Genomic DNA, 13,063 nt, shown 5'->3' on the forward strand with positions numbered 1-13,063 from the left:
TTCCGGCGAAGGCCGGAATCCAGTGACTGTGTGGCTTGAGCAAGCGTGGTCGTCACTGGATCCCGGCCTTCGCCGGGCTGACGAGCACGATAGGTTATCGCCTGCCGATGTGGAGTCACCTCCTTGCCGCATTCCGGGCAAACATCGCCACGCCTTCGTTCCTCGGAGCCATGCCCGGGTTATTCCGGACAGCAGTGAGCTTTCGCTGGGATGACGGCAATCGATGGGCCGATGGCGCCGAAGTTCGAGTCCCGTGCGAAAGGAATGGCGAGCGGAAGGCCTGGCCTCGGATCACCTCCTCCGTTGACAGCCCGCCTCGGCCGGGCTAGCTTTCTGCTTCTCTCCGACACCAGCGAAAAGGTGACCCGCAGCCATCTGCCGGTCGAGCGTGCGACATGGACACTAGCCGATTCCCCAGCTGATTCCGGTGCCAGGCCTGAGCTTGTCGAAGGGCGCTGTGCGCCCTTTTTTGTTGGCCGGCTTCGGCCGCCTTTTCCCCGTTCGTCCGCCCGTGCAGGGCGATGCAGCAGACCAGACCGACATGATCCAGATTACGCTACCCGACGGCAGCAAGAGGCCGTTTGATCACCCCGTTTCCGTGCAGGACGTGGCCGCTTCCATCGGCGCCGGCCTGGCCAAGGCCACCCTGGCCGGCAAGGTCGACGGCAAGCTGGTGGACGCCAGTTTCCCGATCGAGCACGACGCCAGCCTGCAGATCATCACCGAGAAGAGCCCCGAGGCGCTGGAGATCCTGCGCCATTCCACCGCGCACCTGATGGGGCAGGCCGTACAGCGGCTGTTCCCGGGCGCACAGGTCACCATCGGCCCGGTGATCGACAACGGCTTCTACTACGACTTCGCTTACGAGCGCCCGTTCACGCCCGATGATCTGCCGAAGATCGAGGCGGAGATGCACAAGATCGTCGAGGAGAAGCTGCCGCTGACGCGCAGCGTGAAGTCGCGCGACGAGGCGGTGGCGTTCTTTCGTGGCCTGGGCGAGACCTACAAGGCCGAGATCATCGAAGGCATTCCGGCCGACCAGGATCTGTCGCTGTATACGCAGGGCGAGTTCACCGATCTGTGCCGTGGCCCGCACGTGCCGAACACCGGCAAGCTGCATTCGTTCAAGCTGATGAAGGTGGCCGGCGCCTATTGGCGCGGCGATTCGAACAACGCGATGCTGACCCGCATCTACGGCACGGCATGGCTCAACGACAAGGACCTGAAGGCCTACCTGTTCCAGTTGGAGGAGGCTGAGAAGCGCGACCATCGCAAGATCGGCAAGCAGCTTGACCTGTTCCATCAGCAGGAAGAAAGCCCAGGCATGGTGTTCTGGCACCCGAACGGCTGGGCGATTTGGCAGCAGGTCGAGCAGTACATGCGCGGCGTGTATCGCAAGAGTGGCTACCAGGAAGTCCGTTGCCCGCAGGTGCTGGACGTGTCGCTGTGGAAGAAGTCCGGTCATTGGGACAACTACCAGGAGAACATGTTCTTCACCGAGTCGGAGAAGCACACGTTCGCGTTGAAGCCGATGAATTGCCCGGGCCACGTGCAGGTGTTCAACACCGGCCTGCACAGCTACCGCGAGCTGCCGATCCGCTACGGTGAATTCGGTGGCTGCCATCGCAACGAGCCATCCGGCGCGCTGCACGGCATCATGCGCGTGCGTGCGTTCACCCAGGACGACGGCCACATCTTTTGCACCCCCGAGCAGATCCAGTCGGAAGTGACGGCGTTCCACGCGCAGGCGATGCAGGTCTATGCCGATTTCGGCTTCGAGAACATCGACGTGGCGCTGGCGCTGCGTCCGGAAAAGCGCATCGGTGACGATGGCGTGTGGGATCGCGCCGAAGCCGCGTTGCGCGGCGCGTTGTCGGCGGCCGGCGTGAAATGGACCGAGCTGCCGGGCGAGGGCGCGTTCTACGGTCCCAAGATCGAGTACCACATGCATGACTCCATCGGCCGCGACTGGCAGGTCGGCACCATGCAGGTCGATTTCATGATGCCCGAGCGCCTGGGCGCCGAATACGTCGACGAACATTCGCAGAAAAAGCATCCGGTGATGCTGCATCGGGCCATCGTGGGCTCGATGGAGCGCTTCATCGGCATCCTGATCGAGCATCACGCCGGCCTGCTGCCGACCTGGCTGGCCCCGGTGCAGGCGGTGGTCCTCAATATCACCGATGCGCAGGCCGATTACGTCAGGCAGGTGACGCAAGCCCTTGTCGACAAAGGTTTCCGGGTACAATCGGATTTGCGCAACGAGAAAGTCGGCTATAAAATCCGCGAACATACGATGCAGAAAGTGCCTTATCTGCTCGTGGTCGGTGACCGCGAGAAGGAGAATGGCGCGATTTCCGTACGTACCCGTTCAGGCGAGGATCTGGGCAGCATGCCGCTGGCCAGCTTCATCGAGCGACTGGAAACCGACACGCGGCGTTGATGCCGCAGCGGTCATGATTCAAGCGGTGCAGGATGCGCCGCACGCGGATCGGGCTTGCCCGATCCGTCGGAGCCGATTCCGGGCATATGCCGGAATCGGCTAGCCGAAAGGGCGCAGGAACGCGTTTTCTCGGCATTCTGTCAACACTTCTGGAGGATCGTGGTATCGCTACCACCGACAACAAGGGCAATCGTCGTAACCAAGATATCCGCGTGCCGCGTGTACGTGTGATTGGCGCAGACTCGGAACAGTTGGGCATTCTCACCCGTGACGAGGCGCTGGCACTGGCACAGGAAGCCGGCATGGATCTGGTCGAGATCCAGCCCAATGGCGACCCGCCGGTCTGCCGCATCATGGATTACGGCAAGTTCAAGTTCGAAGCCCAGAAGAAGGCGCAGGCCGCCAAGAAGAAGCAGAAGCAGGTCGAGATCAAGGAAGTGAAGTTCCGTCCGGTCACGGACGTGGGCGACTACCAGATCAAGCTCCGCAACATGCTGCGATTCCTGGAAGAGGGCGACAAGGTCAAGGTCACCATCCGTTTCCGCGGTCGCGAGATGTCGCACCAGGATCTGGGCCAGAACCTGGCCAAGAAGATCCAGGAAGACGTGGGCGATAACGGCCAGGTCGAGTCGTGGCCCCGGCTGGAAGGCCGGCAGATGGTCATGATGATCGGCCCCAAGAAGAAACAGTGACGCAAACGGCGGCCTTCAGGGCCGCCGTTTCGTATGGCCGGCAGTGCCTGCTCGAAGGCTGAGGCGGGCGGGCTGCAGGGCCTGCCTTGGGCTGTGCTTTCGCGAACACCCGCTCCTCACCTCAGCTCTCTCCCCCATGGTGGGAGGGAGTAGGGCGCGCGGGCTGGCGTGAGGCTGGTTTCTTCCGTATAATCACCCGTTCGACCCGCCAGGATGGGTCGTGCACCGATGTCGGCAGGAAGGAAAGCGTGGCTCCCGGGTCACCGCCGAATCCGTCAGAAACCGGGGTTCATCCCCACTCATGGAGCATCACCATGCCCAAGATCAAGACCAACCGGGCGGCGGCGAAGCGTTTTCGCAAGACCGCTTCCGGCAAGATCAAGTGCGGACACGCGTTCAAGTCGCACATCCTTACCAAGAAGTCGACCAAGCTGAAGCGTGGTCTTCGTGCCCCGAACCACCTCAAGGCGTGTGACGCCCCGGGTGTGGCTCGCATGCTGCCGTACTTGTAAGGAGATAGACCATGGCTCGTGTAAAGCGTGGCGTCACCGCCCGTCGTCGTCACAAGAAGATCATCGGCCGCGCGAAGGGCTACTACAACGCCCGTCGCAAGGTCTTCCGCGTCGCCAACCAGGCCGTCATCAAGGCCGGTCAGTACGCCTATATCGGTCGCAAGCAGAAGAAGCGTCAGTTCCGCGCGCTGTGGATCGTGCGTATCAACGCTGCCGCCCGTCAGTTCGGTCTGTCGTACAGCCGCCTGATCAATGGCCTGAGCAAGGCCGGTATCACCGTCGACCGCAAGGTTCTCGCTGATATCGCCGTGAACGACATCAAGGCGTTTGGCGCCATCGCCGAGAAAGCGAAGGCCAGTCTGGCCGCTTGATCGTCGGGCGCTACGGCGCCAGCACGATATGATGTAAAGCAAGCGGGGAGAAGGCCAACGCCTTCTCCCCGTTTTTATTTGATAACGTCGCTTTTCGCGTTGGCCTCCTCTTCCCCGTCTCTTGTTGAATCCGGGGGAGAGGATTGAGGTGAGGGGTGGGTGCTCGCGACAACCTGCACCGAAAGCACGCTTCACTCCCGACGCCAACGCAAGAGCGCCCCTCACCCCAACCCTCTCCCCGGAGGGGAGAGGGAGCTGACAGCCAAAGCGGAACTCGCACCGATGGACGATCTGGATAGCCACATCAGCCAAGCCTTGGCTGACATAGAGAACGCAGCCTCACTCGATGCGCTCGACGCCCTGCGCGTGGGCCTGCTGGGCAAGAGCGGTATCGTCACCGCCGCTCTGAAAGCGCTCGGTGCGTTGGCGCCGGATGAACGCAAGGCGCGCGGTGCCGAAGTAAACCGGGTCAAGGATCGTCTTGCCGAGGCCCTCGCCACGCGCAAGGCAACGCTGGAGCAAGCCGAGCTGGACCGCCGGTTGGCTTCCGAAACGATTGATGTCTCGCTGCCTGGTCGCGATGGCGAGCGCGGCGGCATCCATCCGATCACCCGCGCGCTGGAGCGCATCGCATCGATCTTCGCGCGGCTCGGCTACCAGCGTGTCGACGGCCCGGAAATCGAGGACGACTGGCACAACTTCGAGGCGCTGAACTTCCCGCCGCACCATCCGGCGCGCGCCATGCACGACACCTTCTATTTCGGTGACGGGCGCCTGCTGCGCACGCATACCTCGCCGGTGCAGATCCGTTCGATGAAGGGACGCCAGCCGCCGATCCGCATCATCGCGCCGGGCAAGGTCTACCGCAGCGACTCGGACCAGACCCACTCGCCGATGTTCCACCAGATCGAGGGCCTGCTGGTCGACGAGACCTCGAGCTTCGCCGACCTCAAGGGCACGCTGGCCGAGTTCGTGCGCGCGTTTTTCGAGCGCGATTTCGAGATGCGGCTGCGCCCCAGCCATTTCCCGTTTACCGAGCCGTCGGCCGAAGTGGACATCCGTTGGGAGGCCGAGGACGGCAGCTCGCGCTGGCTCGAGGTGCTGGGCTGCGGCATGGTGCATCCGAACGTGCTGAAGAATTGCGGCATCGATCCCGAGCGCTATACCGGCTTCGCTTTCGGCTTGGGGGTGGAGCGCTTTGCCATGCTCCGCTATGGCGTTTCCGACCTGCGCGCGTTCTTCGAGAACGACCTGCGCTTCCTCAAGCAGTTCGCATAAGCCGGCAAGGAAAACCTCGATGAAATTCTCCGAAAACTGGCTGCGCGAACTGGTCGAGATCAAGGCCGATCGTGCCCAACTGGCCTATGCGCTGACCATGGCCGGGCTGGAAGTGGAAGAACTCACGCCGCTGGGCGAGAGCCTGGACGGCGTGGTGGTGGCCGAGATCGTGGCCGCTGAAAAGCATCCGCAGGCCGATCGTCTGCAGGTGTGCAAGATCGATGCGGGGCAGGGCGAGCCGTTGCAGATCGTCTGCGGCGCGCCGAACGCACGCGTGGGCATCAAGGTGCCGCTGGCCACGGTGGGCGCCAGCTTGCCGGGCGGGATTGCGATCAAGGCTGCAAAGCTGCGCGGCGTGGAATCGTTCGGCATGCTGTGTTCGGCGAAAGAGCTGGGCATCGACAACGATGCTTCCGGCCTGCTCGAATTGCCGGCGGATGCGCCGGTCGGCCAGTCGTTGGCCGCTTACCTGGGGCTGCCCGACGCCAGTATCGAGCTGAATCTCACGCCCAACCGCCCGGATTGCCTGGGCATGCTGGGTCTGGCCCACGACGTTGCCGCGCTGTTCGACAGCCATGTGAAGGTGGGCGAGCAGCCTGCCGTCGCGGTGACCGGCCACGCGCAGCGCGGCATTCGCCTGGAAGCCGGCAAGGATGCGCCGCGTTACCTGGGGCGCATCATCGAAGGTATCGACCCCGCCGCGCGCACGCCGTTGTGGCTGGCCGAGCGCCTGCGCCGTGCCGGCCTGCGTCCGATCAGTGCCGTAGTCGACGTCACCAATTACGTGATGCTGGAGCTGGGTCAGCCGCTGCACGCCTTCGACAACGACAAGCTCGATGGCGACATCGTGGTGCGTCATGCGCGTGCGGGCGAGACGCTGAAGATCCTCGACGGCAGTGTAGCGAAGCTCGACCCGGGTTTCGTGCTGATCGCCGACCAGAAGACGGCGCTGGCCGTGGCTGGCGTGATGGGCGGATACGATTCGCGGGTGACCGACGCCACCCGCAACATCTTCCTGGAAGCCGCGCATTTCGCGCCAGCCGCGATCATGGGCCGTGCGCGCAAGCTCGGGCTGCATACGGATGCGTCGCATCGCTTCGAGCGCGGCGTCGATCCCGGACTGCCGCGTCGCGCGCTGGAGCGGGCCAGCGAGCTGTTGCTGTCCATCGCCGGTGGCAACGCCGGGCCGATATCGATGGCCGAGAACCTGGCCGACTTGCCGCCACCCGCGCCGGTCGCGCTGCGCAGCGCGCGGCTGGCCCGCGTATTGGGCGTGGCCGTGCCCGATGCCGAGGTGGCGCGCATCTTCACCGCGCTGGGCATGCAGGTCACGACGACGGCCGAGGGCTGGCAGGTCGTGGCGCCGAGCAGCCGTTTCGACATCGTGCGCGAGGAAGACCTGATCGAGGAAGTGGCGCGGATCTTCGGCTACGACAATATCCCCACGGCCACGCCGGCCGGCGCGCTGACCCTGGCAGTCGAGCCCGAGGCACGCATTGGCGAACTGGCTCTGCGCGAGCAACTGGCGGCGCGCGGCTATTACGAGGCCGTGAACCTGTCCTTCGTGCCGGCCGAGCTGCTGGCGCGTTGGGGTTTCGACGACGGACTGGTGGCGTTGGCCAATCCGTTGTCGGCGGACCTGGCAGTGATGCGTCCCGCCTTGCTGCCGGGCCTGGTCGAGTCGCTGCGGCACAATCGTGCGCGGCAGCAGGAGCGCGTGCGTCTGTTCGAAGTTGCGCGGGTGTTCGCGGCGGGCGATCCGCCCCTCGAGACGCCGAGCCTGGCCATCGTCGCCAGCGGCACCGCGCGCGCCGAGCAGTGGGGCGAGCCGTCGCGCGCGCTCGACTTCTACGACCTCAAGGGTGATCTGGATGCCATGATCGCGTGGGGCGGCGAGCCACGGCGCTGGAGCCTGCAGACCGACGAGTTGCCGGGCTGGCTGCATCCTGGTCGCAGTGCACGCGTGTTGCGCGACGGCGTGACGGTGGGTCATCTCGGTGCGCTGCATCCACAACTGGCCAAGGCGCTGGACCTGGGGCCGGACGTGCATGTGCTGGAGGTGGCCCTGGAGCCATTGCTGGCCCGTCGCATGCCGCAGGCAAGGGCGGTGCCGAGGCACCCGTCGGTGCGTCGCGACATTGCCGTGGAGCTGCCTGAACAGGTGAGCTGGTCACGGATCGAGCAGACCGTTCGGGGCACGCTGGGCGAGCTGCTCAAGGAAGTGCGCCTGTTCGACCGTTACAGCGGCAAGGGCGTCGAAAACGGGCGCAAGAGTGTCGCTATGGGCTTGATTTTACAGGACGCTTCACGCACCCTTACCGACGACGATGCAGATCGTTGCGTGCGCGATGCAGTCGCGGCGCTGGAGAAAACATGCATGGCACGGTTGCGAGGATAAGATGGCGCTGACCAAGGCGGAGATGGCCGAGCGCCTGTTTCTCGAGGTGGGCCTGAACAAGCGGGAAGCCAAGGAATTCGTGGACGCCTATTTCGAGGTGGTGCGCGAGGCTCTTGAGCACGGCGAGCAGGTGAAGCTGTCCGGTTTCGGCAACTTCGACCTGCGTCAGAAGAACCAGCGTCCGGGGCGCAACCCCAAGACTGGCGAGGAGATCCCCATCTCCGCCCGTCGCGTGGTAACGTTCCGACCCGGGCAGAAACTCAAGGTGAGAGTCGAAAGCTATGCTGGACCAAGGGAATAACACCGAGCTGCCTGCCATCCCGGCAAAACGCTACTTCACCATCGGCGAAGTCAGCGAATTGTGCGGCGTGAAGCCGCACGTGCTGCGCTACTGGGAACAGGAATTCCCGGCGCTGAATCCCGTCAAGCGCCGCGGCAATCGCCGCTACTACCAGCGCCACGACGTGCTGATGATCCGCCAGATCCGTTCGCTGCTGTACGACGAGGGTTTCACCATCACCGGCGCCCGCGCCCGGCTGGAAGGCCCGCAGGCGCGCGTGGAAGCGAGCATGTCGCACCAGATCGTGCGCCAGGTGCGCATGGAACTGGAAGAAGTGCTGGGCCTGCTGCGTCGCTGAGCGACGCGATCGACGCGGAGTCTTCCGCAAGTGTTTCGCGAGCTGCTAAACTCGCCAGCTCGCCGTGTTTCGTCGGGGCGTAGCGCAGCCTGGTAGCGCATCTGCCTGGGGGGCAGAGGGTCGTCGGTTCGAATCCGGCCGCCCCGACCAATTCGGTGTTGTCAGACAACCTGGAATGTCACACGAACCGCGCCTTGGCGCGGTTTTTTGTCATGGGTCTGTCAGGCACTTTATGGCTATCCCCTGGATCGAGCCGGATCGTTCGGCTGACATGCCGGGCGGGACTTCCGTCGTTCGTCATGACGGGAAAGTCGCGAACGCGTGACCTGCCATCCCAACGGCTGCCGCGTTGTCGTAAGCCCGGCATTGGCGCCCTTGTCGCGGCCGGGCCGAGTACCTGAAACACTCGTGTATTTGCGGAGGGCGTGCTCGGTCACGCCTGGCTTGGCGTGTACAGCGAATTCCAGGTCATCAATGTCAGGGCGTCGACCAGCGCGTTGAATTGGGCCGGCGTGCAGTGGCCCCGTCGAACGCCATTACCTGCCGGGTATTGCAGCGCTGAACCTGGTTCTGCATGACGCGCTGGCCGGCGGTGGTCCGGCATCGCCGCGCATGGATCCGCTGGGCAAGGGCATGGCACAGATGCTGCTCGACTTGACGATCAAGGTGCCGCAGTCGATCGCAGCCGAGCTTTAGGACGCCCGGAAAGGAAGGCGCGAGAGCGCTTGGGTGCCCATGCTGCCGCAGCGCGCGTTTCAGCGCGCTGCGGCTGGTCACTCTCGATGATCAGTACAGTACGCGGCTGCGCAGCGTGCCCGGGATGGTGGCGAGCTTTGCCTTGAGCTCGTCGGCCTGATCCTCGCCGGCACTGACGTCGATCACCACGTAGCCCACTTCCGCGTCCGTCTGCAGGAACTGCGCATCGATGTTGATGTTGCCGGCGGAGAACAGTTCGTTGATGCGCGACAACACGCCCGGCACGTTCTTGTGGATGTGCAGCAGGCGGCGGCTCTTCGGGTGTTCGGGCAGCGATACCTCGGGGAAATTCACCGCCGACAAGGTGGAGCCGTTGTCGCTGTAACGCACCAGCTTGCTGGCCACTTCGATGCCGATGTTGTCCTGCGCCTCCAGCGTGCTGCCGCCGATGTGCGGGGTGAGGATCGCGTTGTCCAGGCCAACCAGTGGCGACACGAACGGGTCGTCGTTGCTTTTGGGTTCGGTCGGGAACACATCCACCGCGGCGCCGGCCAGGTGCTCGGAACGCAGCGCTTCGGCGAGTGCCTCGATGTCGACCACGCTGCCGCGAGAGGCGTTGATCAGCACTGCGCCCTTGCGCATGGCGGCGATTTCCCGTGCGCCGAACATCATCTTGGTGGACGGCGTTTCGGGGACGTGCAAGGTCACCACGTCGGAACGCTGCAGCAGGTCCTGCAGGCTGGCGGCGGCGCGGGCGTTGCCCATCGACAGCTTGGTTTCCACGTCATGGAAGATCACGTGCATGCCCATGCTTTCGGCCAGCACGCCGACCTGGGTGCCGATATGGCCGTAACCGATGATGCCCAGCACCTTGTCGCGCGCCTCGTAGCTGCCGTTGGCCGACTTGGCCCAGCCACCGCGATGGCATTGCATGCTCTTCTGCGGAATGCCGCGCAGCAGCATGATGGCTTCGGCGATCACCAGTTCGGCCACGCTGCGGGTGTTGGAGTAGGGCGCATTGAATACCGGAACACCAAGCCGCTCGGCCGTGCCCAGGTCGACCTGGTTGGTGCCGATGCAGAAGCAGCCCACCGCAATCAGCCGGCGCGCATGTTCCAGCACTTCGGCGGTCAACTGGGTGCGTGAGCGGAGCCCGACAATATGCGCCTCGGCGATGCGCTCCTTCAGCTCGTTTTCCGGCAGCGATTTCTTGTGGTACTCGATCTGGCTGTAGCCGGCACGCTGGAAGACATCCACTGCGGTCTGGCTTACGCCTTCCAGCAGCAATACCCGGATGTCTTGCTTGGGAAACGAGGTCTTCATGGCGGTTCCTTGGCGAACGAGACCTACACTATGCCAGAAATGTGGCGCTGCAACACTGGACGTTTGGACATCCAAATGGCAGTCTGGTCATAACGACGATGGAGTAGCCATGACCACCCCCTTGACCGACCTTGCCCGCCGCCTGCCCGGATTGCGCCTGCTCACCGATGCCGGCGACCTGGAGCACTACGGCCGCGACTGGACTCGCCGCTGGACGCCCGCGCCGCTGGCGATCGCCTTGCCGGCGACCATCGAGGAGGTGCAGGGCATCATGCGCTGGGCCAACGAGCACCACGTGGCAGTCGTGCCTTCGGGCGGCCGTACCGGGCTTTCCGGTGGTGCGGTGGCGGCGAATGGCGAGCTGGTGTTGAGCCTGGCGCGGATGAACCGCGTGCTGGGTTTCGATGCCGTGGACCGGACCCTCACGGTGCAACCGGGCATTGCGCTGGAAGCCGTGCACACCGCCGCCCGCGAGCACGGGCTGATTTACCCGGTGGATTTTGCCTCGCGCGGCTCCTGCTCGATCGGCGGCAACATTGCCACCAATGCCGGCGGCATCCGGGTGATCCGCTACGGCAATACGCGCGAGTGGATCGCCGGGCTCAAGGTGGTGGCCGGCAATGGCGAGCTGCTGGAACTCAACCGTGGCCTGGTCAAGAACTCCAGCGGCTACGACTTCCGCCACCTCCTGATCGGCTCGGAAGGTACGCTGGGCATCGTGGTGGAGGCGACGCTGAAGCTCACCAATCCGCCGCCGTCGTCGCAGGTGATGCTGTTGGCGTTGCTGGACCTGGATGCGCTGACGCAGGTATTTGCGGCATTCCGCGCGAAGCTTTCGTTGCAGGCCTTCGAGTTCTTCACCGATGTGGCGTTGAAGCATGTGCTGGCGAACGGTGCACAGCGCGCCATCGATGGCGAGCATCCGTATTACGTGGTCACCGAGTTCGATGCCGTCGACGAGGCGTCGCAGGAACGTGCGCTGGAAGTCTTCGGCCATTGCGTGGAAAAGGGCTGGGTCAGTGATGGCGTGGTCGCGCAGAGCGAGGCGCAGGCCGCCGCGTTGTGGCGCCTGCGCGAAGGCATCACCGAGAGCCTGGTGCCGTACAAACCCTACAAGAACGATGTGTCGCTGCGCATCGGCGAGGTGCCGGCGTTCCTGCGCGTGATGCCGGCACGATTGGCGCAGGAGTACCCGCAGCTCGAAGTGGTGTGGTACGGCCATATCGGCGACGGCAACCTGCACATCAACGTGCTGAAGCCTGCCGACATGGCTGACGCGGATTTCATCGCACAGTGCGAGCGGGCGACCAAGCTGCTGGCGGCCACGCTGAAGGAGCATGGCGGCAGCATCTCGGCCGAGCACGGCATCGGCCTGGTCAAGCGGCCGTACCTGGAAAGCACCCGCAGCGTGGCGGAAATCGCGCTGATGCGCGGCGTGCGCAAGGTGTTCGATCCTAACGGCATCCTCAATCCGGGCAAGGTGTTCGTCGACGCGTAGCCGCCTGCGTAGCCGTCTGCGTTGCCACCACGGTGCGACTCGATGCTTCGAGGTCGAGCATTGCCATTCCAGCGCAAGCTGGAACCGGGGGCTCTGACTCCGTGGTGCAAGGCACTGGATTCCAGCTTTCGCTGGAATGACGAGCAGGAAAATCGTGCGACTCGCCCGCAGATTGTGCCTGTCACGCGCCAAGCCGGGAGGCGGGAACGGGCGTGATAATCTTTGCGGCCACAGTCATCGCCGCAGAGGTTGCGCCATGTCGCAGGACCGCCGTTCGTTTTACCCCGAGATCGAGCCGTATGACCGCGGCATGCTCAAGGTCTCGGAACTGCACACGCTGTACTACGAGCAGAGCGGCAATCCGGACGGCAAGCCGGTGGTGTTCCTGCACGGTGGCCCAGGCGGCGGCACCAACCCGAAGTGCCGGCGTTTCTTCGACCCGAAGGTCTATCGCATCGTGCTGTTCGACCAGCGCGGCTGCGGCCAGTCCACGCCCCATGCGGAGCTTCGCGAGAACACCACCTGGGATCTGGTGGCCGACATCGAGCGCGTGCGCGAGCACCTGGGCATCGATCGCTGGCAGGTGTTCGGCGGTTCATGGGGCTCCACCCTGGCGCTTGCTTATGCGCAGAGCCATCCGGACAAGGTCACCGAGCTGGTGTTGCGCGGCATCTTCATGCTGCGTCGCTGGGAACTGGAATGGTTCTACCAGAAGGGCGCCGATGCGTTGTATCCGGATGCGTGGGAAACCTTCCTGAACGCGATTCCGGAAGTGGAGCGCGGCGACCTGATGAGTGCCTACCATCGCCGCCTGACCAGCGACGATCCGGCGGTGCGCGTCGCTGCGGCGCGGGCCTGGTCGGTGTGGGAAGGCTCGACCAGCTACCTGTACCAGGATCCGGCCAGCATCGGCTCGCATGACGAGGACGCGTTCGCGCTGGCCTTTGCCCGTATCGAATGCCATTACTTCGTCAACGGCGGTTTCTTCGAGCAGGCCGACCAGTTGCTGCGCAACGTGGATCGCATCCGCAAGATTCCCGCGGTGATCGTGCAGGGCCGTTACGACGTGGTGTGTCCGCTGCGCAGCGCGTGGGACCTGCATCGCGCGTGGCCGGAAGCAGACCTGCGCATCGTGCAGGACGCCGGCCATTCGGCGTTCGAGCCGGGCAACCTGCATGAATTGATCGAGGCGACGGATCGCTTCGGGCGGTGAT

General features: G+C 64.3%; 12 protein-coding genes and 1 tRNA gene. 12 read left to right on the plus strand and 1 reads right to left on the minus strand.

Features of this window, described 5'->3' with window-relative positions:
• Positions 1-541 precede the first annotated feature (541 nt).
• From thrS to AB7849_RS19550, 10 genes are all read left to right on the plus strand, one after another.
• Complete coding sequence (thrS, locus tag AB7849_RS17045) at positions 542-2,443, plus strand: threonine--tRNA ligase (RefSeq protein ID WP_369501431.1); 1,902 nt, start codon at positions 542-544, stop codon at positions 2,441-2,443.
• A 164-nt stretch (positions 2,444-2,607) separates the two neighbouring features.
• Positions 2,608-3,135 (plus strand): translation initiation factor IF-3, encoded by a 528-nt coding sequence (gene infC / locus AB7849_RS17050; RefSeq protein WP_425438668.1) that lies wholly within the window; start codon positions 2,608-2,610, stop codon positions 3,133-3,135.
• Positions 3,136-3,449: 314 nt separating this feature from the next.
• Complete coding sequence (gene rpmI, locus AB7849_RS17055; RefSeq protein WP_008213504.1) at positions 3,450-3,647, plus strand: 50S ribosomal protein L35; 198 nt, start codon at positions 3,450-3,452, stop codon at positions 3,645-3,647.
• An 11-nt stretch (positions 3,648-3,658) separates the two neighbouring features.
• Positions 3,659-4,018, plus strand: coding sequence for a 50S ribosomal protein L20 (gene rplT / locus AB7849_RS17060; protein WP_008213502.1), 360 nt, complete (start codon positions 3,659-3,661; stop codon positions 4,016-4,018).
• Positions 4,019-4,300: 282 nt separating this feature from the next.
• Positions 4,301-5,296 carry a phenylalanine--tRNA ligase subunit alpha gene (gene pheS / locus AB7849_RS17065; protein WP_008213501.1) on the plus strand — a complete coding sequence of 332 codons (996 nt, stop codon included), beginning with the start codon at positions 4,301-4,303 and terminating at the stop codon, positions 5,294-5,296.
• A gap of 19 nt (positions 5,297-5,315) precedes the next feature.
• Positions 5,316-7,694 carry a phenylalanine--tRNA ligase subunit beta gene (pheT, locus tag AB7849_RS17070; protein ID WP_369501433.1) on the plus strand — a complete coding sequence of 793 codons (2,379 nt, stop codon included), beginning with the start codon at positions 5,316-5,318 and terminating at the stop codon, positions 7,692-7,694.
• A 1-nt stretch (position 7,695) separates the two neighbouring features.
• Positions 7,696-7,995 carry an integration host factor subunit alpha gene (gene ihfA / locus AB7849_RS17075; RefSeq protein WP_008211825.1) on the plus strand — a complete coding sequence of 100 codons (300 nt, stop codon included), beginning with the start codon at positions 7,696-7,698 and terminating at the stop codon, positions 7,993-7,995.
• The gene (locus AB7849_RS17080) at positions 7,976-8,332 is read left to right on the plus strand and encodes a MerR family transcriptional regulator (RefSeq protein ID WP_008211824.1); all 357 of its coding nucleotides are present in this window, start codon (positions 7,976-7,978) and stop codon (positions 8,330-8,332) included. The genes ihfA and AB7849_RS17080 overlap by 20 nt, the downstream gene beginning before the upstream one ends.
• A gap of 73 nt (positions 8,333-8,405) precedes the next feature.
• A tRNA-Pro gene (locus tag AB7849_RS17085) sits at positions 8,406-8,482 on the plus strand.
• A 351-nt stretch (positions 8,483-8,833) separates the two neighbouring features.
• On the plus strand, positions 8,834-9,028 hold the full coding sequence (locus AB7849_RS19550) for an AtuA-related protein (protein WP_425438667.1): 195 nt from the start codon (positions 8,834-8,836) through the stop codon (positions 9,026-9,028).
• A 90-nt stretch (positions 9,029-9,118) separates the two neighbouring features.
• Here the strand turns inward: AB7849_RS19550 and serA are convergent, their stop codons facing one another.
• On the minus strand, positions 9,119-10,351 hold the full coding sequence (gene serA, locus AB7849_RS17090; RefSeq protein WP_008211823.1) for a phosphoglycerate dehydrogenase: 1,233 nt from the start codon (positions 10,349-10,351) through the stop codon (positions 9,119-9,121).
• 109 nt (positions 10,352-10,460) lie between these two features.
• Here serA and AB7849_RS17095 point away from each other — a divergent pair, with 109 nt between their 5' ends.
• Complete coding sequence (locus AB7849_RS17095; protein ID WP_369501434.1) at positions 10,461-11,849, plus strand: FAD-binding oxidoreductase; 1,389 nt, start codon at positions 10,461-10,463, stop codon at positions 11,847-11,849.
• 256 nt (positions 11,850-12,105) lie between these two features.
• Positions 12,106-13,062, plus strand: coding sequence for a prolyl aminopeptidase (gene pip, locus AB7849_RS17100; RefSeq protein WP_092704452.1), 957 nt, complete (start codon positions 12,106-12,108; stop codon positions 13,060-13,062).
• Position 13,063: the final 1 nt, after the last annotated feature.

It is taken from the genome of Rhodanobacter sp. FW021-MT20 (assembly GCF_041107475.1).
In the GTDB taxonomy this organism is placed as follows: Bacteria; Pseudomonadota; Gammaproteobacteria; order Xanthomonadales; family Rhodanobacteraceae; genus Rhodanobacter_A; species Rhodanobacter_A glycinis.

Coding starts and splice junctions, on each gene's coding strand:
- pip (WP_092704452.1), top strand. CDS start 12,106: ATGTCGCAGGACCGCCGTTCGTTTTACCCCGAGATCGAGCCGTATGAC.
- rpmI (WP_008213504.1), top strand. CDS start 3,450: ATGCCCAAGATCAAGACCAACCGGGCGGCGGCGAAGCGTTTTCGCAAG.
- pheT (WP_369501433.1), top strand. CDS start 5,316: ATGAAATTCTCCGAAAACTGGCTGCGCGAACTGGTCGAGATCAAGGCC.
- thrS (WP_369501431.1), top strand. CDS start 542: ATGATCCAGATTACGCTACCCGACGGCAGCAAGAGGCCGTTTGATCAC.
- rplT (WP_008213502.1), top strand. CDS start 3,659: ATGGCTCGTGTAAAGCGTGGCGTCACCGCCCGTCGTCGTCACAAGAAG.
- pheS (WP_008213501.1), top strand. CDS start 4,301: ATGGACGATCTGGATAGCCACATCAGCCAAGCCTTGGCTGACATAGAG.
- ihfA (WP_008211825.1), top strand. CDS start 7,696: ATGGCGCTGACCAAGGCGGAGATGGCCGAGCGCCTGTTTCTCGAGGTG.
- AB7849_RS17095 (WP_369501434.1), top strand. CDS start 10,461: ATGACCACCCCCTTGACCGACCTTGCCCGCCGCCTGCCCGGATTGCGC.
- serA (WP_008211823.1), bottom strand. CDS start 10,351: ATGAAGACCTCGTTTCCCAAGCAAGACATCCGGGTATTGCTGCTGGAA.
- AB7849_RS17080 (WP_008211824.1), top strand. CDS start 7,976: ATGCTGGACCAAGGGAATAACACCGAGCTGCCTGCCATCCCGGCAAAA.